Genomic DNA, 24,835 nt, shown 5'->3' with positions numbered 1-24,835 from the left:
CGAGCCTCAAGCAAAGGTCGCGATCTCGGTCGTGGCCGGATCGTAGGTCATCAGCGTTTCGTGCCGGGGATCGGGCTTTCCACGCCGCGAGGTATCGCCCGACTGGTTGATCTCGCCCTGCTTGCGCGAGGCCAGGAGCACCCAGTTCGCACGTTCACGCCGCGTCGCCTCATAGCGCTGGAGCGCAGCGACCGGGTCCGCCGTTTCGCTCAGGCTGCGCGCGAAGACCACCGCATCCTCGATCCCCATCGCCGCGCCCAACCCCAGGAAGGGCAGCATCGGATGCGCGGCATCGCCCATCAGCGTTACCCGGCCCACCGTCCATTGCGGCAGCGGATCACGGTCGAACAGCGCCCACTTGCGCGTGCCCTCGCGCGGGGCGCTGGCGATGAGGCCGCGCACGTCCGCATTCCAGCCCTCGAACTTTTCCAGCAGTTCCTCGACATCAGCCGGGGTCGACCAGCCCTCGCCGGTCCAGCTGTCGGTCTTCACGAAGGCCACGCCGTTGACCACCGCTCCATGGCGGATGCGGTAGACCAGCACCTGCCGGTTGGGCCCGAGGTAATTGACGGAAGGGCCCAGATGCATGTGGTGGCTGACGTCCTCGAACGGGATCAGGAAGCGGTAGGCCACCTGCCCGGTGAAGCGCGGGTTCTCCTCGCCGAAAAGCTCGGCGCGCACGCGCGAATTGATGCCGTCCGCGCCCGCCAGGATCGGGGCGCGCGCACACGAACCGTCGGCAAAGTGGGCGGTAACTCCGACCTGGTCCTGCTCCAGTCGGGTCATCTGCGCGCCAAGCGTGATCGCCTCGGGATCGGCGACGGCCACCGCATCGGCCAGGATCGCGTGCATGTCCGCGCGGTGGAGCTGGTAGAAATAGGGAATGTCGCCGCGCTCGCGCGCAATCGCCATCTGGTCAGGACCGCCCAGCCGCTCGCCAGTGCGCCAGTCTGCTCCGCCTGCGCGCACCGGAATGTCGGCCGCAGCCTCAATGGCCTCGCGCAGGCCCAGCGAGAACAGGCCCCGGCTGGCGGGCTGGCTGAGCGTGATCCCCGCCCCGACATCGCCAAACGCGTCGGCCTGCTCGAAAAGGCGCACCTTGCGGCCTTGCCGGATCAGGCCCAGCGCCGCCGTCAGCCCCGCAATGCCGCCCCCGATGATAAGGATGTCGGCATCCTGCGCGCCCGCTCTTCCGGCCCCGTTCGCTGCCATCTTGTCCCCCTGAAAGACCTCGCTACACCGCCAAGGTGTAAGCCTGCCCCAGGCAAGGCAAATCATTCCAGTTATGCTTTTCCTGGCGCCATTCCCGATTTGACCGGCCAGCCCTCCCCCACGCATGCTGCTCTCAGCATGGCCATCACACTTACCATCAACGGAACTCTCACAAGGCTCGAGGCCGAAGGCGACATGCCTCTGCTCTGGGCGATGCGCGATCTGGCCGGGCTTACCGGCACCAAGTTCGGCTGCGGCGCGGGCCACTGCGGTGCCTGCACGGTCCATATGGACGGCGAGGCCGCGCGCGCGTGCAGAGTGTCGCTGGAAGAAGCCGCGGGCCGCTCCATCGTCACAATCGAGGGCGTCACCGGCGCCACCGCGCAAAAGGTACAGGACGCCTGGCTGCGCCACCAGGTTGCCCAGTGCGGGTACTGCCAACCCGGCCAGATCATGACCGCCATCGCGCTGCTGGAGGCAGGCTATGGCGATGCCGAGACCGTCGAGGCGGTGATGAGCGGCAACCTGTGCCGCTGCGCTACATATTTGCGCATCCGCGCCGCCGTGCTGGACGCAGCGACATGACGTCCCTCACCACTTCCCGGCGCACCTTCGTGGTTATGGCGAGCAGCGGCCTGCTTCTGGGGCTTATCCCGAAAGCCGCGCGAACGCGCGAGATCCACCGCCAGGATCATCCCTTCGGCGACAGCCTGTTCCGTGCCGACCAGGTGCCGGGCGACGAGCTGGTCCGCCGTTTCCTCGAAATCGCGCCCGATGGAACGGTCACGGTCTTCTCCAAACATCTCGACATGGGCCAGGGCACCTGGAGCGGGCTTGCCTCGCTGGTGGCCGAAGAGCTCGACGCCAACTGGACGAAGGTCCGCGTTACAGGCGCACCGGTCAGCAACACGGCCTACGCCAACCACATGTTCCAGCGCCAGGCGACCGGCGGCTCGACCTCGCTTGCCAACAGCTGGGACGAATTGCGGCGCGCAGGTGCGGTCGCCCGCGCCATGGTGCTCGCCGCTGCGGCGCGCAGCTGGGGCGTGCACGCAAATGCCATAACCCTGAAAGACGGCGTGCTGAGCCACGGCGCGCGCACCGCCACGCTGGGTGATTTCGCGCAGGCCGCCGCACACGAGGAGGTGCCCCATGAAGTTGCCCTGAAACCTCGCGCAGCCTGGCGCCTGCTGGGGCGCGACACCCCGCGCACCGATATGCCCGGCAAGGTAACAGGCGCCACGAAGTACGGCATCGACGGGGCCTGGCAGGACATGCGCCACGCGGTCATCGCGCGTAGCTCCCGCTTCGGAGCGCGCCTGCTGCACGCTGATACCGCTGCCGCGGGCGCCATGCCCGGAGTCGAGGCCGTGGTAGAGATCCCCTCCGGCATCGCGGTCATCGCGCGCACGACTTGGCATGCCCTGCGCGCGCGCGACGCGCTCACCCTCACCTGGTCCGACGGGGAGGGCGAGACGCGCAGCGACGCCCAGATCGCGCGCGACCACCGCGCCGCCATGGACCAGCAGCCGCCCAGCTGGGACGACATGCGCGGCGATCCCGCGACGATGCTGGCGCGCGCGGCCACGCGCGTGGAGGCCGAGTTCACCTTCCCCTACCTCGCCCACGCCGCGATGGAACCGCTTGCGCTGCTCGGCCAGTTTGACGGAACACGCTGCAAACTGCGCGGCGGCTTCCAGACCCAGGCCGACAACCGCGCGCAGGTCGCCGCGATCCTGGGTCTCGAAGCCGAAGCCGTCGAATTGGAAACCGTTCCCGCCGGCGGGAGCTTCGGGCGCCGCGCCGGGTTCACGGGCGACTGGGTGGTCGAGTTCGCGCAGCTCCTGAAGGCCGCGCGCGCACCCTACCCGATCAAGCTCACCTGGACGCGCGAGGACGACATGCGCGGCGGGCATTACCGCCCGCTGATGGTCTACGCGATGCAAGGAGGACTTGATGCACAAGGACGCCTGCTCGCGCTCGACATGCGTCTGGCGGGCCAATCGGTCACCGGCAACAGCCCATATCCCAAGGCGCCCTACCGCGACATCACCGCACTGGAAGGCAATTTTCACGACCTCTACGACCACCCCCACTCGCGCCTGCGCTTCTTCCATGCAGACGCGAAGGTTCCTGTCGTCACCTATCGCTCGATTTCGAACAATCATACGGGCGTTGCCAAGGAGATCTTCGTTGACCGGCTGGCGCGCGCCGCCGGGGCCGACCCCGTGGCATTCCGCCTGGCCCTGCTGGGCGCCGAGCCGCGCCAGGCACAGGTGCTGCGCGTGGCCGCCAAGGCCGCGAATTGGGACACCCCGCCGCCGCGTGGCATCACCCGCGGCGTGGCCGTCCACCGCTCGGAAGGCAGCTGCGTTGCGCAGGTCGCGGAGCTCAGCGGCAGCCCGGAGGATTTTCGCATCGAGCGCATCGTCAGCGCGGTGGACTGCGGTCTTGCCGTCAATCCTGACACCGTGCGCGCGCAAGTCGAAGGTGGCACCGGCTTTGGCCTTTCGAGCGCGCTCTACGGCGAGATCAACCTTGATAACGGCGCGGCGCGGCAAAGCAATTTTGACGGCTACCGCCTCCTGCGCATGAACGAGATGCCCCGCCGCATCGAGGTCCACATGGTCGAGAGCGGAACACGACCTTCCGGCATCGGCGAGCCCGGCTCGGTTCCCGGAGCGCCTGCCGTCATCAATGCTCTGGAGCGGATGGGCATGGCGCCGGTCTCACGCCTTCCGGTCTTTGCCTCCACCTGACCGCACGCCGCGTCAGACGCTGCGGCTCTCCACGATCTGCCAGGTGTTGCGGCCGGTGAGGCCCAGCAGCTTCTCCTTCACCAGGCTCGCCAACTTGTGGCTGGGCACCGCGTCGGAACGCTGCGGGCCGGTCGCCACGTAAAGCGTGCGGCGCACAAGACCGCTGTCGATGCGGACGACATCGAAGCGCTCCATTCCCTCGTCGCGCAAAAGCGCCGCAGGCGGCAGGATGGCATGGCCCAGCCCCTCCTCGACCAGTTCAAGGATCGATCCCAGCGCGTCGATCTCGACCGCGATCTGGAGTTCGGCTTCGCGCGCCCGAGCGGCCTTCTCCAGATCGCGGCGCAACTGCTGGTGCGGGCCGGTCATGATGAGAGGAAGCTGGGTCACATCCTCGAAGGAGACAGGACCCGCCGGCCCGCGGCCCCGCTTGCTGACCAGCACCAGCTGCTCTTCCACCACCGGATCGCACAGCATGTTCTGGCTGCGGATCGGCGAATAGAGGATCGCAACATCCAGCCTTCCCTGCTGGACCCGCTCGGCAATGTCGCTGGACAATCCCTCGACCAGGTGCAGCTTCACGTTGGGCAGTTCGGAACTGAAGTGCTGGGCAAGAGGGACGCTGAGTGCCCGCCCCACGCTAGTGGGCATGCCGATCGCGGCCGTCCCGGCCAGGAGGTTGCGCAGCTGGCTAAGCTCGCTGTACGTTGCATCGATCGCCTCGCGCACGTTGCGCGCATTCTTGAGCAGGCAGCGCCCCGCCTCGGTCAGGGTGGCGCCGCGCCCGTTGCGGTAGAACAGCGGCAGGCCCAGCTCCTCTTCGAGGTTGCGCACCTGCCGGCTGAGCAGAGGCTGTGACAGGCGCAGGCTGACGGCGGCTTGCGAAAAGCTGCCCGTTTCCGCGACGGAAATGAAGTAATCGAACTTGCGCGTGTCCATGCTTCCCCCTTTATGCCTTGCCGGCATATCTGCTAGTAACTGTCGTCGATCTCGTGCCTTGCGAAGTTAAAATTCCCAATCATTTTATTGTTTTTAATAGTTAATTTGCGGAATTGCAGCGCACCTGGAAGAGCCTGCAGCGAAACTAGGCCCAGTGGCATTCCCCGGCCTCCTGTGTCTTCCTTTTCCCCCAGAGCGCGCACGGCGGCAGTGCCCCTGCAAGGGCCTTATGCGCGCGCCCACACATCGAGGGGGAACGCGATGAAACAGGCAGGAGGCCAGCTGGCCGGAACGCAGCGCTCGGTCGTTTTGGGCTTTGCCATCGGCGGGGCGGCAATGATGGCGGCCAACCAGGTCATCGCAGTGCTGGTGCTGCGCTTCCTGACCGACAACCTCGCGATTTCGGCGGGGATCGCGGCCACGCTCTTCGCGCTGGTGAAGATCTACGATGGCTTCGTCGATCCTCTTGCCGGTTACGCCAGCGACCGCGCGCGCACCCGCTGGGGACGGCGCGTGCCCTTCCTGTTGGCCGCAGGGCTTCTGATGCCGCTTTCCATTGTCGGCATCTTCGCCGCCCCCTCCTGGGAGAGCCAGCCGCTGCTGCTGGTCTGGATCGGCGTCATGCTGGCGCTCCACGGCACAGCCTTCTCGCTCTACACTGTGCCCAGCACGGCGATGATCGTGGAGGTGAGCGATGACTACCACGCCCGCTCCAGCATCCTTGCCTGGAAGACCTACGGCAGCTTCGTCGGCCAGATCCTGGGCTCCTCTGTGCCCTCCTGGCTGCTTGAGAGCTGGGGTGCGGACCGGGCGGGGCACGCCGCCATGGGCTGGGTTCTGGCCGGCCTCATCGGCGCACTCGCGCTCGGCTCGATTCCCTTGCTGCTGCGCGCACGGGCCACCAACGCCGAGGCCAACCATCCGGGCCGCTTCACAGACCAGCTGCGCATTGCCTGGGGCAACCAGCCCTTTCGCATCATGGTCTTTGTGCACATCGTATTCATGGTGGGCGTGGCGACGGCGAGCGTATCCAACGCCTACTTCACCCGCTACGTCCTCGCGCGGAGCGACGCCTGGCTGGGGCTGTTCTATGTCTTTCTGACTGCGGGCAACATCCTTGCCCTGCCCGCCTGGCTGCGCATTTCGCGCCGTTTCGACAAGAAGAACGCCTATATCGCCGCGCTCGCCATCTACGGCTTGGCGGTGCTGAGCTGGGCTCTGGCCGGCCCGCAGGAAACCATTATCGTACTGGGCATTCGTACCACCGTGATCGGCGCAGCGATGAGCGGGGTTGTGCTTCTGGCCGCCTCGATGCTGACCGACGCCGTGCGCTACGACTTCATCTGTTCGGGCCAGCGGCGCGAGGGCGCCTTCTCGGGCTTCATGAGCTTCGTCGACAAGATCTCGAACGCGGGCGGCCTGATGATCATGGGCGCAACCCTCACGGCCATGGGCTACGCCGCCTCGAGCACGGGTGCCGCGCAGGCCCAGAGCACGAGCGCGGTCTTTGCGATCCGCATCTGCTTTGCGATTATTCCCGCCCTGGCGCCGCTGCTCAGCATATTTCTGCTGCGCGGCTACAATCTGACCGAGCCCGACCTTGTCGAAACCGTGGCCGAAACGCCGCTTGCCGCGCAGGACGTCGGCCTCGACAGTGAGGGGACGGCCGCCGCGGCAGCCGGTTGAAGCGGAAAGTCGGACATGAGCAGGTGGGCGTCGAAACACGGGTGGGGCTCCCTGACCTGAACGCGATTAGGTCAAGAGGGCCCCTCGCCTGTCAATGTTCTGAAAGACCCGTGTTCAACAGGCGATAGCCGTGTTTCAGAATGTAACGCCAAAGCGCGCGGCTAGCGCCTCACCCGTGTCGGTGCCGGCATAGCCGGGCAGCGCGTCGGTCACGGCCCAGTAGATGGCGTTGAGCTGAATGCGCGTGAAGCTGTTGAGATACCGGTTGGCGTCCAGCGTCTCGGACCAGCCGTCGGCCGGGGCGGGGAGATTACAGAACGAGACCTGCTCGTAGCGGGTGGTGAGCTCGATGACGCCCGCCCCCATTCGGTGGTGACACCGGCGTCCTTTGCCGCCTGCGCCCGCACGATGTCCCGCTCGACCATGGTCGGCGTGATAAGCTGTGGTGCAAAGGGAAGCGTAACGACGCGCGCGTTCGCGCCCAGGCCACTGTCCTTCTCCTGCGCCGACACGACAATGACCGAATCCGGGGCCTCGTCGGAGGTACTGGCAGCCCGACGACCTTCCAGCTGTTCGACCCGTGCACGCAGATCGGCAATCTCGCCGGCCTGACGGCGCACCAGGTCGGCGAGCGTCTCCTGGGTGCAGCCAGGGTGACGGTCTGGGCGAGAGCCGGGCGCGCCGCCACAATCGCAACGAGCGCACAACCGCATTTCAGCATTCGCATAGGAGAAGATTTCCTTGAAACGGGGCGCTACCGCGGCGCGCGCGTACCCGTGCCGATGCTGACTGCGCGCGATGGGCTGGACGACAGGGTGCGCGGACTGGACCTGGCCGCCGACGACTACCTGCGCAAACCCTTCGCGCCCGAGGAATTGAAAGCGCGGGATCGGCTAAATGCTCGATGCCCGCTGAGCCGCTGAGCAAAACCGGCGCCGCCGCCGAGCCGCGCACGCCTGCCCTGCGCAGCCGCCTGCTGCTGGCGCTGAACGCCACGATGGCGGGCGTCGCCATCGCCCTCGCCCTGATCGGCGCGGTCATCGTCACGCGCGTGGTGCGCACCGGCAACGACCGCGTCCTTGGCGGCGCGCTGGCCACGACTGCCGAAAGCGTACAGGTCGAACATGGCAAGCTGCTCCTGTTTTCTCTCCACCCGGCTTGTGCGTCACCCTCATCTTTCCTGAAGAGGACTAAAGGATTTCAGTAAGATATATCCGAGGGCCATCGCCCTCGGGCTCCCCAAACTGGACGCCTCACCTTTCGCGCGCCAGCTGGGCTTGAAATGGTGAGGTTGCCCGTCTTGGGGTCAAGAGGCGATGGCCCCTTGAATATCGGTCCTGCTTACCTTCTTCACTCGCCTTTGCCCTGCCCCATCGAGAGCGCGATTCCCTCTCCGGTAACGCAAGATGCCGCAGGCGAAAGCAGCCAGGCAATGACCTGCGCCGCGGCGGCAGGAGCAATCCAGTCCCCGGGATCGGCACCGGGCATGTCCGCGCGGTTGGTGGGGGTATCGAGGACCGTGGGAAGGACCGCGTTCACACGGATGCCCCGGGGCCGCAGCTGCGCGGCGAGCGCCTGCGTCAGCGCCATGACCCCGGCCTTCGATGCCGCATAGGCGCCCATGCCCTCGCCCGCATCGCGGGCCGCCGCCGCGCCAATGTTGACGATGGCCCCGCCCGGCGCGAGCATCTCCAGTACCGCCTCGCTGGTCGTCGTGGCGGTGTGCAGGTTGGTCCGGTACATCCGCTCGAACGTCGCCGGAGAGCCCGGCCCCAACGGCTCCCACACGAAGCCCCCTGCGACATTGACAAGACCATCGAGCCCGCCCAGTTGCGTGACCATTCGCGCCACGGCTGGCCCGACCACTGCTGCCTCGGCAAGATCGATACCGCCCTCGGCGGGACCTTCGTAGCCGTCAGGGCAAGGCGCCATGTCGATCACGCCGACACGGTGGCCTTCACTGCGAAGCTGGGCACATACGGCGCGGCCCAGCACGCCGAAGCCGCCGGTGACGATATATCTGCCTACCATCTGCTTTTCTCCCAGTCTGCCTGGCGCCGAATGGCGCTCCACGTCTGCCCTCGTGGTAGCCATGGCGGAGGACCGGACACAAGCGTCAGGCGTATCGCAGCGCCGATATCGCCCTTGGATCGGGGCGTGCAACGCACCTGTGTATTGCGCAGTTCGTAGCTCCTGGGAGGGCGTTCCAGAGCATCTCGGGCGGCTCCACCATCGCGGCACCGGGTACGCGCAGCAGGCGATCGATGAAGATGCGCGTCTCATGATGCGCCACCAGCCAGCTGGGACAGTGGTGGGCGCCATCGCCAAAGCTCATGAAAGTGCCCTGCTGCCCCTGCGCGCAGTCGGGATCAAGCGCGTGGCCGGCTGCCGCCTGCACGGGCGTGCGCCGGCCACCTCGGGCAGTTCATGCTCGCGGATATGGCCGTATTCCTGGGTGTGACGGGCGTTGAACAGCGCCAGCGCCTTCTGCCCAAGGTCCCGGTCCAGCCACACAAGACCGCTGAGCGCGCCATGTGCGACATCGAAAGTGAGCGCGAAGTTCTGGCCCGGATAACGCATGTTGAGCTGCCAGGAGGCGGTGCTCTCGTCCTCCGCGAAACCGGCGGCCTGAAGGCTTTTCCGCGCACATGCCGCCAAGACCTCGCAAAGCGCGCGCAGCCGTTCCATCGCAAGATCCTCGACCGGCGCGATGAGCGAACGCTCCTCGTTGACAGTGGGATCAGCACCCGCGCAAGGCCCAGTTCCGCTGCCTGGATTGCAGCGAAGGCCGGACCGTTGCCACCATAGGCCAGCATGGTGAGCCCGGCCGGATTGACGCCCTTGCTCGCCGCCGTGCTGGTAGGCCATGACCGCGCCCGCCGGGAGCATCGGCCAGCAAGGTGCATGGTTCGTTGGGCGAACCGACCTCGAAGCGATTGACATAGGGCGATCGCGGATCGCCGCCGCCCATGCCGCTGACCGGATGGTCGTGGCTCTGCATGCAGGCCGCCGCCATCATCGGTTGCAGGACCTGCTTGACGTTGCAGCTGCCTGGCATCCCCCGCCACTGAAATGCCCCGCCCGTGTCGGTGGTCAGCTCACGCGCGATGTTGAGCACGGGGGAAGGGCTTTCCGCATCCTCGGCCTGGCCTAGCAAGAGGTTGCCCAGGCTGGAAGGGCAGCCTCCAGCTGCCGAGCCCAGCGACCGCTGAGACATCCATCGAACGGCAATCGGCACCCTGGTCCATGTACATCTGCCCCGCCGCATCACATCCGATCACGGCATTGGGCATGCCGATCTTGTAGACCTGCACTGCGCGCAGGCGGACACGATCCCCGAGAGCGCCACGCAGACCACCTCGGCGATTTCGAAAGCAAGCTGGACCATCACCTAGCCGCGCGAACTGGCCAAGGGCTCCTCTCCGGCTCGGGTTCGCGCCCTGACGTTCGTTCGCAGGCTAGGGTGCACAGGCGCTGGGCTTCTCGACAGGATACGCAAGGTACTGTGCCGATAGCGCAGAGGCGCCCAGGATCAGTGGTGGTCGTCGTCAGTAATCAGGCCGATATCCGCATGGCCGGTACGCACCGCGCAGGAAGCCGGCCCCGGTATGGCAAGATCTTGCGCGTAGAGCGCGGCACCCTGTGCGGTGCGGGCACAGATGTAGAGGATCTCCGCCCCGCCTCCTCCAAACCCGAGCCCCGTGATCTCCTCTCCGGGCACGTCCACCTGCGCGCTCAGCGTTCCATCCGCGGCGTAACGATGCAGGAGCCCGCAGTCTGCAAAGCTCACCCACACGCCGCCTTCGCTGTCGCGCGCAAGCGCTGCGGGACGTAGGGCATCCCCCGCCAGATCGAGGAATGTCGCCTCCTCCCAGAGGCTCCCGGCCCGACTGACGCGGTAACGACGCACGCGGTAGGCCCCGCCATCGGCCAGCAGCAGCTCGCGCGCCTCGGGATCGAGCACCATTCCCCCTGCCTGCGGCATGTCGAAGACCATGCGCACCAGCCGTTCGTCATGGTAACGCACCAGCCCGGCCTGTCCGGCCACGCCCTTGCCCTGCCCATGCCCTGCCGCCTCCCCCGCAGCCTCCATAGTGAACCATACGCGCCCGCGCGCATCGACATGGACAAGGCCTGTCTGCTGCGCGCCGGGTTCGAGAAGGAACTCTCGTGCGGCGCTTCCCTCACGGTCCAGAACCAGCAGTTCCCGCGCGGTCCCGACAAGGAGGCTTCCCTCCTGCGTTGGCACTGCAAAGCCAGGCTGCCCTGGCACTGCAATCTCGCCGCTCTCACCGCTCTCCGGCGCGAAGTAGCGTAATGTCCCTTGCGCCCGGTCGACCAGCACGAGCATGTTCGCCCCATCCAGCCAGACCGGCGCCTGAAGATGAGCTCCGGGCACCTCCCAACAGCAGCGCATGGTGTTCACGAAGCCCTCCCTTGCTTGCGGCAACGGCCCATCCCTCTGCCTGCCCCTAGCCCGGGTCAAGCGCAGGTCCCGGGCATCGCCTTCGCGGTGAAATCGGGCCTGAAGAGATCATGTAAACAGGTAAAAACAGCTTCAAGGGGCCATCGCCCCTTGGCCCCCGGAATCGGTGCCCCCGAGGGCAATGGCCCTAGGAAATCGTCCTTCCCACAGGCTCGACATTGCGGATTGCGCGCGTTTGCGGGACAAGCGCAAGCATCGATGCGCAAGGAGAGGGAATTGGACGGTACACCGCTCAAGGATTTCGAGGACCCGCGCCGCACGGCATCGGTGCGGATCACCGTGCTTGCCCGCCTGCTGCGCGCCCGCTTCGACGAGATGGTTGCTGACCTGGGCGTCACCCGTTCGCAATGGGGTGCGCTCGTCGCGGTCGCGCAGGACGAGGGCATTGCCCAAAGGGGGATTGCGCAGAAACTGGAGATTTCCGATGCCTCGGCAGGGCGGATCGTCGACCGGCTGGTGGCCGAAAATCTGGTCGAACGCCGCCGCCAAGAGCAGGACCGCCGGGTCCAGGCGATCCACATGACCAAGGCGGGTCACGACATCACCCGTGAGCTGGACCGGATCGCCGCGCGCGCCGAGGAGGCCGCCTGGCGCGACTTCGACCTGGACGAAATGACCACGATGATCGCATTGCTCGACCGCCTCCATGCCAATCTCGCGCCACCTGTGGAGGGAGAAACGAAGGGCTGACGCCCTCCTACTTTCAGTCGAAGGACGTCCAGACGGGCGCGCGCTTCTCGGCAAAAGCACGTGGGCCCTCCTGCGCATCCTCGCAGCGGTAGGTCCATTCTGAGGCGTGGCGCGCGGCTTCCAGCGCGGCGCTGCGGCCCATCTGCGTGGCCAGCATCACCGTTTCGCGTCCCGCGCGGACCGATTGCGGCGCGCCCTGCAGCACCTCGCGCGCGAGTTCGAGCGCGACATCCAGCGTTTCCCCGGGCTCGGCGAGGCGGTTGACGAGGCCGATCTCGTAGGCCCGCTGCGCGTCGATCGGCTTTCCGGTCAGGATGATCTCCATCATGATGCGCTGGGGGATCATGTGAATAAGAGGCGCGGCCCAGGGCGAACTGCGCCCGACCTTGACCTCGGTGATCGCAAATCGCGCGGCCCGGCTCGCCACGCACAGATCGCAGCCCTGCGCAATCATCCAGCCGCCCGCGAAGGCCACGCCGTTGACCGCCGCGATGGTCGGCTTGCTCAGCTGCACCGTATCGTAGGGCACCGGGAACATGTCGCGCGGAGGCACCTGGAGCCCGGTCTCGACCATTTCCTTGAGATCTCCGCCGGCGCAAAAAGCCTTTTCGCCCGCGCCGGTGAGGATCGCGATGCGGTAGTCCGGGGTCGCTTCGAAGGCATCCCAGGCCGCGTAGAGCCCGGCCCGCACCTCGGCCGAAAGCGCGTTGCGCTGCTCGGGGCGATTGATCGTGATGAGGGCAATCCCCGGCTCGGGGCTGGTCAGGGTGACCGCATCGGACATCGTCAGAAACCTCTCTGGCACGTGGCGTAGGCCTCACGTTCGAGGTCCTCGCGAAAATCGGGGTGGGCAATGGCGCAGAGCCGCCGTGCCCGTTCGGCAAGCGGCTGGCCTTTCAGCTCTGCGGCACCGAACTCGGTTACGATCACGTCGACTTCACTGCGCGCGGTGGTCACCGGGCCCGAGAGGTTCGCCGTAATCCGGCTGATCGTGCCGCCCCGCGCGGTGGCCGGCAAGACCATCAGCGAATGGCCCCTCGGCGAACGCGCGCCCGCGCGCACGAAATCGACCTGCCCCCCGGTTCCGCCGAGATAGCTCGGCCCGCTCTGCTCGGCGTTGACCTGTCCGGTCAGGTCCACTTCCAGGGCAGAATTGATCGAGACCAGCCCCTCGATCTGCGCGAGCACGGCATCGGCGTGGGTATAGGTGCCCGCGCACATGCGCAGGGCCGGGTTACGATGCGCCCAGCGGTAGAGCCGCTCGGTCCCGATCAGCGCGCCGTTGACCGAGATGCCCCGGTCGATCGCCTTGCGCGCGTTGGTGACAACCCCCGCTTCGATCAGGTCGACGAGACCATCACCCAGCATGCCCGAATGGACGCCCAGATCTCGCCGGTCGGTCAGCTGGCGCAGGATCGCATCAGGGATCGCGCCCACGCCGGTCTGGATAACCGCGCCGTCGCGGATGTACTTCGCGGCATGCCCCGCGATGGCGCGGTCGGTCTCGGTGATCGCGGCAGGCGCGACCTCAACCGGCGTGCGCGCAACTGGCACAGCAACGTCAATCTCGGCCGCAGGGATCGCCTCGCCCGCCGTGAAGGGAACCTGCGCGTTGACTTCGGCAAGGACCACCCGCGCCCTGTCAGCCGCCGCGCGCACATGGTCGGCAATGAGCCCGCAGCTGTGAAGGCCATGTTCGTCCGGCGTGCTCAGTTGCAGCATGGCCACGTCGCAGCCGATCACGCCCGAGGCAATCAGCGCGCCGACCTGACCGACATGGACCGGGATGACCGAGAGGCGGTTAGCCTTGCTCATCGCACGAAGAGCCCCGATGGCGCCCATGCTGGAAAGCGCGATGCCCTGGCTGCGTTCAGGCCGGAACAGACCGGAAAAGCTGGTCGCGATAAAGACCTTCAGATCGCCTATGGCGCTGGCCTGCTCCAGCAGCGCCTCGACCAGCGTGGTCGGCTCGCCGCAGGCCTGGCCGATAACGATGCTGTCGCCGCGCCGCAGGTAGCGCGCGAGGTCAAGGTCGTCGGGCGAAACGGTGACGCTCATGCGCGGCCTGCCAGGCGCAGCACGGTTTCCGCGCGGGCCAGGTAGGGCCGGTCGAGCATGCCGCCCTTATAGCCGATGGCCCCAACCCCCGGGTTCGCTGCAAAGATCGCCACGATTTCCTGCGCCTCGGCAATCTCCTGCTCGCTCGGTGTGAAGGCCGCGTTGATGATATCGACCTGCGCCGGGTGGATGGCGAGCATCCCGCGATAGCCCTCGGCACGGACCTTTTCGGCGCGCGCGCGCAGGCCGTCGAGGTCGCGGAAATCGCCGTGGATGGTCTCGATGGGGAGGACTCCCGCGCTGGCTGCCCCGATCAGGCACAGGCTGCGCGCGAGCTTGTACGTGAAAGCATAATCACCATCCGCGTCGCGGTTGGTGCTGGCGCCGAGCGCATCGGCGAGATCTTCGGCACCCCAAGTCATGCCGACAAGGCGCGGCGCGCCGGCATAGTCGCCGGTCGTGAACATCGCCTCGGCGGCCTCGGTGACGAGCGCAATGACCTTCGTGGTGCCCTGTTCGATCCCGTTCGCGGCCTCGAGCGCGGTCAGGTAATGGTCGAGCTGTTCGACATCGCCGCGCCCGCGCGCCTTGGGCAGCATGATCCCGCCGGGGCGCCCCGGCATGACGGCGGCCAGATCCTCGACCGCGAAGGGTCCGTCAACCGGGTTGATGCGCACCCAGAGGCGTGCGTGGTCATCCCCGCGGCCTTGCAGGAACTCGCGCACCAGAGTGCGGGCCGCGGGCTTCTGCTCCACCGTCACGGCATCTTCCAGATCGAGCAGCGCGATGTCGGCTGCGCTGTCCGCACACTTCTCCATCTTGCGCGCCGCATCGCCCGGCGCGAACAGCCAGGAACGCATGGGCATGGTCTTAGGCATGGTCTCTCTCCGCCTCTTTTTCGATACAGCTTAATAGGAACACGGTTGTTCCAGAACCTTTTCGGCGAGAAAGCTGAGGATCATGTGCGGGCTGACCGGCGCGGTGCGCGGGATCAGCACTTCGCGCAGGTAACGCTCGACATGGTATTCCTGCGCGTGCCCCATGCCGCCCATCGTCAGCATAGCGGTGTGGCAAGCCTCGAAGGCGAATTCCCCGGCAAGATACTTGGCCGTGTTGGCCTCTACCCCGCACTCCGCGCCGGCATCGAACAGGCTCGCCGCCTTCATCGTCATCAGGTTCGCCGCCTCGAGCTGGGCCCAGCACTTGGCCAGCGGATGCTGGATCGCCTGGTTCTGGCCAATCGGACGGTCGAATACGACGCGCTCGCGCGCATAGTCGCTGGCGCGGCGGATCGCGGCGCGGCCCAGCCCGACGGTCTCGGCCGCGAGCAGCGCGCGTTCAGGATTGAGCCCGGCGTTGGGCTCGGTCACACCGAAGCAGGCCTTGTCCTCGCCCGAGATGATGCGCGGGATATGGCGCGCGCACTGCTCCTTCGTGCCAAACAGGATCATCGGCTGAAGCCCAAAGATGTTGATGTGGATCGAGGAGGCGCAGTCATGCCAGCCCCTGATTCCGCGATGGCCTGCATCATGATTGAGGCCTCGGTGATGCCAAGGCCTGCCCCGCCGTACTCCACGGGCATGGCGATACCCAGCCATCCCTCGTCCGCCATGGTGCGGTAGAAGTGCTCGGGGAAGGTGCTCTCGCGGTCGCGCTCCAGCCAGTAGTCGTCATCATAGGCGGCGCAGCCTTTCAGGATCGTGTCCCGGATTTCCTGTTGGTCCGCCGAGAACGTGAAATCCATTGCCCGTGCCTTGCCCCGTTCCATCGCGCGCCTTCGCCCCGAAATGCACAATGGGGCTAGCAAACAAGCCGAAAGTCGCAAATCGAGGCCCACGCATATTCGCTCGGGCGATCCAAATCGGTGCGAGAGGACAGCGCCCCGCGAGGCGGTTAGCTTCCCCTGCAGAACGGGAGGAAGCACACGTGTCCGAACACGGCAGGCAAGGCCCCCTGGCCGGCATCAAGGTCATCGACCTAACCGCCATGGTCATGGGCCCCTACGCGACGCAGATCATGGCCGACATGGGCGCCGAGGTGATCAAGATCGAGCCGCCTGCGGGCGATGGCACGCGCTTCATCTCGGTCGGCCCGGAACCGGGCATGGGCGGCGTCTTCGCCCACGTGAACCGGGGCAAGATTGGGCGCGTGATGGACCTTACCCAAGAAGCTGCCCGCGCCCAGCTGCTCGAAATGATCGCCGGGGCCGACGTCTTCATCCACTCGATGCGGGGGCGGGCCATTGCCCGCCTCGGGCTCGACTACGCGGCGGTTTCCAAGGTCAATCCGGGCATCGTCTATACGAACTGCTACGGCTACGGACGCAAGGGCCGCTACCGCGACCAGGCCGCTTACGACGACACCATCCAGGCCGAGTGCGGTCTCACCTCGGTACAGGAACTGCTGAACGGCGAACCGGGCTTCGTCGGCTCGATCATGGCTGACAAGATCGCCGGGATGACCGCGCTCTACGCTACCGTCATGGCGCTTTTCCATCGCGAACGCACTGGCGAGGGCCAGGAGGTCGAGGTCCCCATGTTCGAGACGATGAGCGCCTTCATGCTGGTCGAACACGCCAACGGCGCACTGTTCGATCCGCCGCTCGGCCCCGCGCACTACCCGCGCGCCGTCTCGCGCAACCGCCGCCCATACCGCACGCGCGACGGCCATGTCGCCGCGCTCATCTACAACGACAAGCACTGGCGTTTGTTCACGCAGGCCGTGCAGCCCGACTGGGTGACCGGGGACATGGCGACGCTGGCCCAGCGCGCGTCCCAGATCGACAAGATCTACGGACTGCTGGCCAGGACCTTCCTCACCCGCACCACGCAGGAGTGGCTCGACCTGCTGCTGGAGCTGGGCATTCCCGCCGCGCCGCTGCGCACGACCGATGACCTCCTCCACGACCCCCACCTTGTCGAGAGCGGCTTCTTCCAGACTGTGCCCTCGCGCTGGGGCGACATTCGCTTTCCGGGGATACCGGTCGATTTCTCACGTACCCCGGGACGCATTACCGGGCCGCCTCCGGCGCTGGGCGAAGCGGACGAGGAGCCAGGCAACGAGATGACCAGCGAGGCGCAAGTCCGGTCATGACCCTGCTTCCCAACTTCGAAACGCTGATCCTGGAGCGGCGCGACCGCCTGCTCGTGCTCACACTCAATCGACCCGAGGCGCTCAATGCAGTGAACCTGGCGCTCCACGATGAGCTGCCCGAGGCCCTTGCCTTCATCGCGTCCGATCCGGGCAGCGACGTCGTGCTTCTGACAGGGGCTGGCCGCGCCTTTTCGGCGGGCGGCGACATCGACCACATGGAGCGCAACGCGCGCGAACCCCACCTTTTCGACCATGAAGCCCGGCAGGCTAAACGTATCGTCGAGGCCCTGCTCACCCTCGAAAAGCCGCTGGTGGTGCGCATGAACGGCCACGCGGTGGGCCTTGGCGCGACGATTGCGCTCATGGGCGACATCATCGTCGCGGCCGAGGGCGCGAAGATCGGCGACCCCCACGTCGGCATAGGCCTTGTCGCGGGCGATGGCGGCGCGCTGATCTGGGCCGCCCGCATCGGCCTCACCCGCGCCAAGGAATTTCTGCTGACAGGCGAACTGGTCCCCGCAGCCGAAGCGCAGCGCATCGGCCTCATCAATCGGTGCGTGCCCGCAGGCGAACTCGATGCCGTGGTCGAAGACTACTGCCGCAAGCTCAGCGGCGGCGCCCCACAGGCGCTGCGTTGGACCAAGGTGCTGACCAACCTAGAACTGCGCCGCGCAGGCACCGCCCTGCTCGATGCCGGTATCGCCTACGAAGCGCTCAGCGTGCGCACCGCCGACCACCGCGAGGGGCTCGCCGCGCTGAAGGAACGTCGCTCGCCCCGCTTCAAAGGAGTATGAAGGGCACGTAGGAAAAGAGATGATTCCGAGGGCCATTGCCCTCGGGCTCCCGGAACCGTCTAGTTCAAGATCAACAAGCGCTCTTGCGCGCGATACGCGAGGTCGACCGTATTGGGGTCAATGGGTAATAACCCCTTGAATCCATATCTCCTTCTTCGTGTTTGCCACTCCCGCAAAGCCCCGCCACCGCGATATCGCTTCCCCCGGCTCCCGGCTTCCTTGCCGCGCGCTTTCGCGCTGATACGCTCCGAGCCGAAAACCACAGATCACAATCGGGATGGGGCATGATCTTCACCGAAACCCAAGAGGCCATCCGCGAGGCCGTGCGTGCCTTCGCGCAGGAACAGATTCGGCATCGCAGCGCCGCGTTCGAGGCCGAGAGCGGCTATCCGCCCGCGCTGTTCGAGGAGCTGGCAGGCCTTGGCCTGATGGGCATGACAGCACCCGAAAACTTCGGCGGCGCAGAGGCCGATTTCGTCTCCTACGCGCTGGCCCTGATCGAGATCGCTGCGGCCGACGGGGCGCTCTCGACCATCGTCTCGATCCAGAACAGCCTCATCGTCTCCAGCCTCATCAAGGACGGAAGCCCCGCGCAGCAGGCGCGCTTCCTGCCCGATCTTATCGCCGGCCGCATGATCGGCGCCTTTGCCCTGACTGAAACCGACGCGGGCTCGGACGCCTCGGCGATCCGCACCCGCGCCCGCCAAGTTGAGGGCGGGTACGTTCTCGATGGCGCCAAGCAGTTCATCACCTCAGGGAAGATCGCCGGTCTGACAATCGTCTACGCGGTCACCGATCCCGATGCCGGAAAACGCGGCATCACGGGCTTCCTCGTGCCCACCGACAGCGTAGGCTACAGCGTCGACAAGGTCGAGCACAAGCTGGGCCAGGGCGCGTCGGACACCTGCGCGATCCGCTTCGACAACCTTTTCGTGCCCGAGGACCTGCGCCTTGGCGCGGAGGGTGCGGGCTATGGCCTGGCCCTCTCGAACCTGGAAGTCGGGCGCATCGGCATCGCCGCGCAGTGCATCGGCATGGCGCAGACCGCGCTCGAGATCGCGGTCGATTACGCGCGCGAACGCACCAGTTTTGGCAAGCCCATCCTCGAGCACCAGGCCGTAGGCTTCCGTCTTGCCGATCTCGCCGCAAAACTGGAGGCCGCGCGTCACTTGGTGCTCCACGCGGCCAGCCTCAAGGACGCAGGGCGCCCCTGTCTCAAGGAGGCCTCGATGGCCAAGCTCGTCGCCTCCGAAACCGCCGAACAGGTGGTCTCGGGCGCGATCCAGACGCTGGGCGGCTACGGCTACCTGGAGGAATTCGGTGTCGCCAAGATCTACCGCGATGTGCGGGTCTGCCAGATCTACGAAGGCACGTCCGACATCCAGCGCATGGTCATCGCGCGCGCGCTTCAGGCCGCGTAACGCACGCAGAATCAGGGAAGGATACAAGGAATGAAGGTAGAAGGGCTGGCGGCCGTCGTGACAGGCGGCGCATCGGGTCTGGGCGGTGCCACGGCGGCACGCCTTGCCGGGTTGGGCGCGAAAGTGACCCTGTTCGATCTCAACGAGGAGATGGGCACGGCCCATGCCGAACGGATCGGCGCGCGCTTTGCCAAGGTTGACGTGACCCACGAGACCGGCGTCGCACAGGCCCTCGAAGAGGCTGAAGCCGTCAACGGCAAAGCCCGCATCCTCGTCAATTGCGCCGGGATAGGCCCGCCCCGCAAGGTGCTCGACCGCGATGGGAGCCCCATCCCGCTCGGCGATTTCGCAAAGATCGTGAACATCAATCTGATCGGCAGCTTCAACGTGCTGTCGAAGTTCGCCAGCCGCCTGCACGATGCCGAAGAGATCGAGGGCGAGCGCGGCGTTGCCATCAGTACGGCAAGCGTCGCCGCCTTCGAGGGACAGATCGGGCAGGCGGCCTACTCCGCCTCGAAGGGCGGGGTCGTGGGCATGACGTTGCCCATCGCGCGCGAACTGGCGCGCTACGGCATTCGCGTCATGACCATCGCACCGGGTCTCTTCCTCACCCCGCTGATGGAGAGCTTTCCCAAGGAAGTGCAGGATTCGCTGGGCGCGCAGGTGCCCTTCCCCAGTCGCCTGGGCTATCCCGACGAATACGCCCAGCTCGTCGAATCCATCGTCACCAACCCAATGCTGAACGGCGAGACGATCCGCCTCGACGGCGCAATTCGGATGTCGCCCAAGTGAGCGCGGCCTACATCGTCGAGGCGGTGCGCACCGCCGGAGGCCGCCGCAAGGGCGCACTCGCCGACGTCCACCCCGCCGATCTTGGTGCGACCGTGCTCGACGCGCTCGTCGCGCGCGCAGGGATCGATCCCGCGACAATCGAGGACGTCCTGATGGGCTGCGTCACGCAAGGGGGCGAACAGGCCTTTGCCTTCGGCCGCAACTGCGTGCTGGCCTCGGGTCTTCCCGACAGCGTGCCTGCGGTCACCATCGACCGGCAGTGCGGCTCCTCGCAGCAGGCGCTCCAATTCGCCGCGCAGGCCATCATGTCGGGCACGCAGAATCTCGTCATCGCCGCCGGGACCGAGAGCATGACGCGCGTGCCCATGTTCTCGAACATGTCGGTCTACGAGAAGGTGGGCATCGGCACAGGCCCCTTTGCGCCCTCGATTCAGGAGCGCTACGGCGTTGCCGCCTTCAGCCAGTTCACCGGCGCGCAGATGGTCGCCAACCGCCACGAACTCACCCGCGAGGCCATGGACCGCTTCGCGCTCGACAGCCATCGCAAGGCCGCCGCCGCCATCGAAAGCGGCGCGTTCGATGCCGAAGTCGTCCCTGTCGCGACCGCCAGCGGCGCCTTCGCCCGGGACGAAGGTGTGCGCTTCGGCGCCACGCTGGAAGGCATCGGCGCGCTCGATCCGCTTGCCGAAGGGGGCACGATCACCGCGGGCAATGCCAGCCAGATGACCGACGGCGCCTCGGGCGTGCTGGTCGCCAGCGAGGCCGCGCTCAAGACCCATGGCCTGACCCCGCTCGCGCGCATTCACGCCTTTGGCGTCAGCGCGGGTGATCCCGTGGTCATGCTCGAGGAACCGCTGCCGGGCACGCGCAAGCTCTTGGCCAAGAGCGGTCTCTCGCTCGCGGATATGGACCTTTACGAAGTCAACGAGGCCTTCGCCTCGATCCCGATGGCCTGGGCAAAGGCGCTGGAGGCGGACCCGGCCAAACTCAACGTCAACGGCGGCGCCATCGCTCTCGGCCATCCGCTGGGCGCGAGCGGCACCAAGCTGATGACAACCCTCATACACGCTTTGAAGGCACGCGGCGGCCGCTATGGCCTGCAGACCATGTGCGAGGGCGGCGGCATGGCCAACGTGATGATCGTGGAGGCGATGTAATGGCTCTCAAGACACGGATTACGCAGCTTCTGGAGATTGAACACCCCATCGTCCAGGGCGGCATGATGTGGGTGGGCCGTGCCGAACTGGCGAGCGCGGTCTCGAACGCGGGCGGCCTTGGTATCCTGACCGCACTCACCCAGCCAACGCCCGATGACCTGCGGCGCGAGATCGACCGTTGCCGGTCGATGACCGACAAGCCCTTCGGCGTGAACCTCACCATCCTGCCCTCGGTCAACCCGCCCCCTTACGCCGAATACAGGAAAGCGATCATCGAGAGCGGAGTGCGCATCGTCGAGACGGCGGGCAGCGGCCCGCGCGAGCATGTGGAAGATTTCAAGAGCCACGGCATTACCGTGCTGCACAAATGTACCGCAGTGCGCCACGCGCTCTCGGCCGAACGTATGGGCGTCGACGTCATCTCCATCGACGGCTTCGAATGCGCCGGCCACCCTGGCGAAGACGATATTCCCGGCCTTGTCCTTATCCCGGCCGCGGCCGACCAGGTGAAGATCCCGATGTTGGCTAGCGGCGGCATCGGCGATGGACGCGGGCTTGCCGCCGCCCTCGCGCTTGGCGCCGAGGGCGTCAACATGGGCACGCGCTTTTGCGCCACCAAGGAAGCGCCGATCCATGACAACATCAAGCGCTTCCTTGTTGCGAACGACGAGCGTGCGACCAACCTCATCTTCCGCCAGTTCCGCAACACCGGACGCGTCGCGAAGAACAGCATCTCTGACGAGGTGGTGACAATCGCGCAGGCCCCGGGAGCGCAATTTCAGGACGTCCAGCCGCTCGTCTCGGGCGCGCGGGGGCGCACCGCACTCGAAACCGGCGATACCGAGGCCGGACTGGTCTGGGCCGGACAGGTGCAGGGCCTGATCCGCGACGTTCCCAGCTGCGCGGAGCTTCTGGCGCGGATGGTGTCCGATGCCGAAAGCATCATCGCCACGCGCCTAGGGGCGATGCTGGCCGAGCCGGTGGCGTGAACGCGTCTCCGACGCGGGGGGCGCAAGGCCCGCTCCAGGGCCTGCGCGTCGTCGAGTTCCTGGGCATCGGGCCCGGGCCGCAGGCGGCGATGATGCTCGCCGATCTGGGGGCCGAGGTCCTCCGAATCACCCGCAAAGGGGGCAACGGCTGGCCCAACCCGGTCAATGACCGGGGCCGCGCCGAGATCCAGATCGACATTCGCAGCAAGCCCGGTCGCCTGCAGTGCCTCGAGGCGCTCGATAGCGCCGATGTCCTCATCGAAGGCTTCCGCCCCGGCGTCATGGAACGCCTGGGCCTTGGGCCCGAAGACATCGCGCCGCGCAATCCCGGCCTCGTCTACGCACGGATGACGGGCTGGGGCCAGGACGGTCCGCTCGCCCGCACCGCCGGGCACGACATCAACTACATCGCGCTCTCGGGCGCCCTTGCGGCCATGGGGCGCCCCGGAGAGCCCGCCGCGATTCCGCTCAATCTCGTCGGCGATTTCGGAGGCGGTTCGATGCTGCTGCTCACAGGGATCCTGGCCGCACTCTTCGAACGCACGACGTCCGGGAGGGGCCAGGTCGTCGATGCCGCGATCCTCGACGGGGTGACGACGATGATGTCTTTCTTCGACGGGTTGACCGCGACAGGCCAGCTCTCGCTCGACCGCGCGGACAACCTCCTGGGCGGCGCCGCCCCCTACTACCGCACCTACCTGTGCCGCGACGGGCGCGAGATGAGCGTGGGCGCGCTGGAGCCGCCCTTCTTCGCCGAACTGATTTCCCGGCTCGACTTGCCTGAGTTCGCCGACGGACAGGCGCCGCAACGCTGGGCCGCGCTCGAAGCCGCCCTCACCGCGCGCTTTGCCGAGCACGGCCAAGCCCACTGGATACATGTCTTCGAGGGGAGCGACGCCTGCGTGACCCCGGTCCTGACCCTAGCGGAAGCGAAAGTCCACCCACACCTTTGCGCCCGGGAAACCTATGTCGAAGGCGACAGCCTCATGCAGGCCGCTCCCTCACCGCGCTTCTCGCGTACGCCCGGCGCTGCGCGGAGCAAGGCCAGTGAAGATGGCGCGGCGATGCTCGCACGCTGGCGGGAATTGTAAAGAGACGAGACGAAAAGTAATAATATTCTCAAATATTTATTACCCATTGAACCCATAGCGTTCTTGCTTGCCGCTCTTGACTACGGGTGCGTGAGCATCTTGAGGTAACCTACTTGGGGAGCCCGAGGGCGATGGCCCTCGGGCCTCTTTAGCTTCGTCCAATCACAGCGTCGGGATCAGGAAGGCGTTGGAGCCATCGCCTCCCCCGTCGGGCCAGCGTTGGGTGACGGTCTTCACCTTGGTCCAGAAGCGCATGCCTTCCATGCCGTACTGGTTGGTGTCGCCAAAGGCGCTGCGTTTCCAGCCGCCGAAGCTGTGGTAGCTGACCGGCACCGGGATCGGCACGTTCACGCCGACCATGCCCACGTTGACGCGGGCAGCGAACTCGCGCGCGGCGTGGCCATTGCGCGTGAAGATGGCAACGCCGTTGCCGTACTGGTGCTTGCTGGGCAGGGCGACGGCTTCCTCGAAATCGGCCGCGCGCACGATCTGGAGGACCGGGCCGAAGATTTCCTCGTGGTAGCTTTTCATGCCGGTCGTCACCCGGTCGAGCAGCGTCGGCCCCAGAAAGAAACCCTTTTCGTGCCCTTGGAGGGTAAAGTCGCGCCCGTCGATGACCAGTTCGGAGCCTTCGTCCACGGCCGTCCCGATCCACTGGACGATGCGCGCCTTGTGCTCGGGCGTGACGACCGGGCCGTAGTGCGCATCGGGATCGTGCGAGACGCCCACCCGCAGCGCGTTGATCGCGGGGATCAGCTTTTCGCGCAGGCGCTCGGCCGTATCCTCGCCCACCGGCACCACCACGGGAAGCGCCATACAACGCTCACCTGCGGAGCCGAAGGCCGCACCGCACAAGTCGTTTACCACCTGGTCGAGATCGGCGTCGGGCATGACAATGCCATGGTTCTTGGCCCCGCCCATCGCCTGAACGCGCTTGCCCGCCGCGACACCGCGCGAATAGACGTACTGGGCAATGTCGGACGAGCCCACGAAGCTGACCGCCGCGATGCCGGGGTGGTCGAGAATAGCATCGACCATCTCCTTGTCGCCGTGGACGACCTGGAGCAGACCCTCGGGCGCGCCAGCCTCCACGAAGAGTTCGGCAAGGCGCACCGGCACGCTGGGATCACGCTCGCTGGGCTTAAGGATGAAGGCGTTGCCGCAGGCAATCGCCATGCCGAACATCCACATCGGAATCATCGCGGGAAAGTTGAACGGGGTGATGCCTGCGCCCACGCCAAGCGGTTGGCGCATCGAGTAGACATCGATCCCGCTGCCCGCGCCCACGGTATATTCGCCCTTCTGGGCGTGGGGAATGCCGCAAGCGAACTCGATCACCTCGAGCCCGCGCTGGATGTCGCCCTTGGCATCGTCGACGACCTTGCCATGCTCGCTTGCCAGGAGTTCGGCGAGCGACTGCATGTTCTCTTCCAGAAGCTGCTTGAAGCGGAACATGACACGGGCACGGCGCTGCGGGTTGGTGGCCGCCCATTCGACCTGAACCCGGCTTGCGGTTTCCACCGCCCGGTCGAGCAGGGCCGCATCGCCCAGCGGCACTTCCGCCTGCACTTCTCCGGTCGAAGGATTCCAGACCTGGTGGACACGGGCACTCCCGGAGCCCGCGCCCGAACTTTCGCCGCAAATGAAGTGATCGATGGTGCGCATATC

General features: G+C 66.5%; 25 protein-coding genes and 1 pseudogene. 13 read left to right on the top strand and 13 right to left on the bottom strand.

The genetic code is table 11. The annotated features are described in order from the left end of the window. Positions 1–6: 6 nt before the first annotated feature. Positions 7–1,212, bottom strand: a complete 1,206-nt coding sequence (locus tag FMM79_RS09705; protein ID WP_162528475.1) for an FAD-dependent monooxygenase — start codon at positions 1,210–1,212, stop codon at positions 7–9. A 138-nt stretch (positions 1,213–1,350) separates the two neighbouring features. On the opposite strand from FMM79_RS09705, the gene FMM79_RS09700 reads away from it, so the two are divergent. Beyond that, positions 1,351–1,797 carry a (2Fe-2S)-binding protein gene (locus tag FMM79_RS09700; protein WP_148627304.1) on the top strand — a complete coding sequence of 149 codons (447 nt, stop codon included), beginning with the start codon at positions 1,351–1,353 and terminating at the stop codon, positions 1,795–1,797. Then, positions 1,794–3,971 (top strand): xanthine dehydrogenase family protein molybdopterin-binding subunit, encoded by a 2,178-nt coding sequence (locus tag FMM79_RS09695; protein WP_148627303.1) that lies wholly within the window; start codon positions 1,794–1,796, stop codon positions 3,969–3,971. Before FMM79_RS09700 ends, FMM79_RS09695 begins: the two co-directional genes overlap by 4 nt. Positions 3,972–3,983: 12 nt before the next feature. On the opposite strand, the gene FMM79_RS09690 is transcribed toward FMM79_RS09695, so the two are convergent. Then, positions 3,984–4,910 (bottom strand): LysR family transcriptional regulator, encoded by a 927-nt coding sequence (locus tag FMM79_RS09690; RefSeq protein WP_162528474.1) that lies wholly within the window; start codon positions 4,908–4,910, stop codon positions 3,984–3,986. 261 nt (positions 4,911–5,171) lie between these two features. Between FMM79_RS09690 and FMM79_RS09685 the strand changes: the two genes are divergently transcribed. Continuing rightward, on the top strand, positions 5,172–6,596 hold the full coding sequence (locus FMM79_RS09685; protein ID WP_148627301.1) for an MFS transporter: 1,425 nt from the start codon (positions 5,172–5,174) through the stop codon (positions 6,594–6,596). Between the two features lie 135 nt (positions 6,597–6,731). Here FMM79_RS09685 and FMM79_RS09680 read toward each other — a convergent pair whose 3' ends face one another. Continuing rightward, complete coding sequence (locus FMM79_RS09680) at positions 6,732–6,962, bottom strand: hypothetical protein (RefSeq protein ID WP_148627300.1); 231 nt, start codon at positions 6,960–6,962, stop codon at positions 6,732–6,734. Between the two features lie 395 nt (positions 6,963–7,357). On the opposite strand from FMM79_RS09680, the pseudogene FMM79_RS21900 reads away from it, so the two are divergent. Both FMM79_RS21900 and FMM79_RS09670 read left to right on the top strand, forming a co-directional pair. Beyond that, a pseudogene (locus tag FMM79_RS21900) lies at positions 7,358–7,501 on the top strand (response regulator); the annotation flags it as partial. Beyond that, positions 7,501–7,803, top strand: coding sequence for a hypothetical protein (locus tag FMM79_RS09670; protein WP_148627299.1), 303 nt, complete (start codon positions 7,501–7,503; stop codon positions 7,801–7,803). The pseudogene FMM79_RS21900 and the gene FMM79_RS09670, both read left to right, overlap by 1 nt. A 143-nt stretch (positions 7,804–7,946) precedes the next feature. Here FMM79_RS09670 and FMM79_RS09665 read toward each other — a convergent pair whose 3' ends face one another. The 4 genes from FMM79_RS09665 to FMM79_RS09655 all read right to left on the bottom strand — a co-directional run bounded on the left by FMM79_RS09665 (position 7,947) and on the right by FMM79_RS09655 (position 11,013). Continuing rightward, positions 7,947–8,627, bottom strand: a complete 681-nt coding sequence (locus FMM79_RS09665) for an SDR family oxidoreductase (RefSeq protein ID WP_148627298.1) — start codon at positions 8,625–8,627, stop codon at positions 7,947–7,949. A gap of 300 nt (positions 8,628–8,927) precedes the next feature. Next, positions 8,928–9,284, bottom strand: a complete 357-nt coding sequence (locus tag FMM79_RS21895; protein ID WP_240339090.1) for a hypothetical protein — start codon at positions 9,282–9,284, stop codon at positions 8,928–8,930. 52 nt (positions 9,285–9,336) lie between these two features. Then, a complete protein-coding gene (locus FMM79_RS21890; RefSeq protein WP_240339089.1) occupies positions 9,337–9,813 on the bottom strand; it encodes a hydantoinase B/oxoprolinase family protein in 477 nt (158 codons plus the stop codon). A 315-nt stretch (positions 9,814–10,128) separates the two neighbouring features. Then, positions 10,129–11,013, bottom strand: a complete 885-nt coding sequence (locus FMM79_RS09655; RefSeq protein WP_240339097.1) for an SMP-30/gluconolactonase/LRE family protein — start codon at positions 11,011–11,013, stop codon at positions 10,129–10,131. Between the two features lie 285 nt (positions 11,014–11,298). Between FMM79_RS09655 and FMM79_RS21390 the strand changes: the two genes are divergently transcribed. Continuing rightward, positions 11,299–11,772, top strand: a complete 474-nt coding sequence (locus FMM79_RS21390; protein ID WP_162528473.1) for a MarR family winged helix-turn-helix transcriptional regulator — start codon at positions 11,299–11,301, stop codon at positions 11,770–11,772. Positions 11,773–11,785: 13 nt separating this feature from the next. On the opposite strand, the gene FMM79_RS09645 is transcribed toward FMM79_RS21390, so the two are convergent. From FMM79_RS09645 to FMM79_RS21880, 5 genes are read right to left on the bottom strand one after another with little or no spacing between them, the layout of a single operon-like run. Next, positions 11,786–12,556, bottom strand: coding sequence for an enoyl-CoA hydratase/isomerase family protein (locus FMM79_RS09645; protein ID WP_148627295.1), 771 nt, complete (start codon positions 12,554–12,556; stop codon positions 11,786–11,788). A gap of 2 nt (positions 12,557–12,558) precedes the next feature. Then, positions 12,559–13,830, bottom strand: coding sequence for an acetyl-CoA hydrolase/transferase family protein (locus FMM79_RS09640; protein ID WP_148627294.1), 1,272 nt, complete (start codon positions 13,828–13,830; stop codon positions 12,559–12,561). Beyond that, positions 13,827–14,708 carry a CoA ester lyase gene (locus FMM79_RS09635; protein WP_148627293.1) on the bottom strand — a complete coding sequence of 294 codons (882 nt, stop codon included), beginning with the start codon at positions 14,706–14,708 and terminating at the stop codon, positions 13,827–13,829. Before FMM79_RS09635 ends, FMM79_RS09640 begins: the two co-directional genes overlap by 4 nt. Positions 14,709–14,738: 30 nt before the next feature. Beyond that, positions 14,739–15,281, bottom strand: coding sequence for an acyl-CoA dehydrogenase family protein (locus FMM79_RS21885; protein ID WP_240339088.1), 543 nt, complete (start codon positions 15,279–15,281; stop codon positions 14,739–14,741). Next, positions 15,278–15,574: an acyl-CoA dehydrogenase family protein gene (locus tag FMM79_RS21880; RefSeq protein ID WP_240339087.1), complete on the bottom strand. Its 297-nt coding sequence runs from the start codon at positions 15,572–15,574 to the stop codon at positions 15,278–15,280. Before FMM79_RS21880 ends, FMM79_RS21885 begins: the two co-directional genes overlap by 4 nt. A gap of 182 nt (positions 15,575–15,756) precedes the next feature. On the opposite strand from FMM79_RS21880, the gene FMM79_RS09625 reads away from it, so the two are divergent. From FMM79_RS09625 to FMM79_RS09595, 7 genes are all read left to right on the top strand, one after another. Beyond that, positions 15,757–16,923 carry a CaiB/BaiF CoA-transferase family protein gene (locus FMM79_RS09625; protein WP_256376791.1) on the top strand — a complete coding sequence of 389 codons (1,167 nt, stop codon included), beginning with the start codon at positions 15,757–15,759 and terminating at the stop codon, positions 16,921–16,923. After that, entirely contained in the window at positions 16,920–17,717 is a 798-nt protein-coding gene (locus FMM79_RS09620; RefSeq protein ID WP_148627291.1) for an enoyl-CoA hydratase/isomerase family protein, read from the top strand. Before FMM79_RS09625 ends, FMM79_RS09620 begins: the two co-directional genes overlap by 4 nt. A 284-nt stretch (positions 17,718–18,001) precedes the next feature. Continuing rightward, positions 18,002–19,138, top strand: coding sequence for an acyl-CoA dehydrogenase family protein (locus FMM79_RS09615; RefSeq protein ID WP_148627290.1), 1,137 nt, complete (start codon positions 18,002–18,004; stop codon positions 19,136–19,138). Positions 19,139–19,168: 30 nt separating this feature from the next. Continuing rightward, positions 19,169–19,930: an SDR family NAD(P)-dependent oxidoreductase gene (locus FMM79_RS09610; RefSeq protein WP_148627289.1), complete on the top strand. Its 762-nt coding sequence runs from the start codon at positions 19,169–19,171 to the stop codon at positions 19,928–19,930. After that, a complete protein-coding gene (locus FMM79_RS09605) occupies positions 19,927–21,087 on the top strand; it encodes an acetyl-CoA C-acetyltransferase (RefSeq protein ID WP_148627288.1) in 1,161 nt (386 codons plus the stop codon). The genes FMM79_RS09610 and FMM79_RS09605 overlap by 4 nt, the downstream gene beginning before the upstream one ends. Continuing rightward, the gene (locus tag FMM79_RS09600) at positions 21,087–22,076 is read left to right on the top strand and encodes a nitronate monooxygenase family protein (RefSeq protein WP_148627287.1); all 990 of its coding nucleotides are present in this window, start codon (positions 21,087–21,089) and stop codon (positions 22,074–22,076) included. The genes FMM79_RS09605 and FMM79_RS09600 overlap by 1 nt, the downstream gene beginning before the upstream one ends. Next, entirely contained in the window at positions 22,073–23,167 is a 1,095-nt protein-coding gene (locus tag FMM79_RS09595; protein WP_148627286.1) for a CaiB/BaiF CoA-transferase family protein, read from the top strand. The genes FMM79_RS09600 and FMM79_RS09595 overlap by 4 nt, the downstream gene beginning before the upstream one ends. Positions 23,168–23,329: 162 nt before the next feature. Here FMM79_RS09595 and FMM79_RS09590 read toward each other — a convergent pair whose 3' ends face one another. Beyond that, positions 23,330–24,832: a CoA-acylating methylmalonate-semialdehyde dehydrogenase gene (locus FMM79_RS09590; protein ID WP_148627285.1), complete on the bottom strand. Its 1,503-nt coding sequence runs from the start codon at positions 24,830–24,832 to the stop codon at positions 23,330–23,332. Between the last annotated feature and the right edge of the window lie 3 nt (positions 24,833–24,835).

Source organism: Novosphingobium sp. BW1, assembly GCF_008107685.1.
Taxonomy (GTDB): domain Bacteria; phylum Pseudomonadota; class Alphaproteobacteria; order Sphingomonadales; family Sphingomonadaceae; genus Novosphingobium.
The sequence above is the reverse complement of the archived record's forward strand: the minus strand, read 5'-3'. Positions and strand labels throughout refer to the sequence as shown.